Annotated in this window: 1 protein-coding gene; it reads right to left on the bottom strand. The window is 55.3% G+C overall.

Going from position 1 to position 311, the window contains the following annotated elements:
* Positions 1 to 259 (bottom strand): hypothetical protein (locus tag EXE45_RS21075; RefSeq protein WP_206750526.1); only part of this gene is annotated, 259 nt, incomplete at its 3' end.
* Positions 260 to 311 lie beyond the last annotated feature (52 nt).

Raw genomic sequence — 311 nt, forward strand, 5'->3', positions numbered from 1 at the left:
GCGTCCATGAGGGAGACATATCGCCGACGTGATGCGGATGGTCGCTCCGACCATGGTAGCCGGCCTTGGTGTCGAGTTGGCGCTGTAGGTCTGCGGATTCGTTGTAGAGACCGTTATCGTCTCGAAGCTGGACAAATACGTCTACCCCGTGTGTTCGAGGCGTGTAATTGACGATTTGGGTCGGGATGTCGGTGCTGTTTTCGGGCGATTCAGGCGTGTTGCCGCTATCTTTATGCGGTTTCGAGCTGTTTGTTGACATGAGTATTCGGACCAACTGGCGGCGATGCCGACTCAGGAGAATCGAGTTGAAG

The organism is Halorubrum sp. SP9 (assembly GCF_005435015.1).
Taxonomy (GTDB): domain Archaea; phylum Halobacteriota; class Halobacteria; order Halobacteriales; family Haloferacaceae; genus Halorubrum; species Halorubrum sodomense.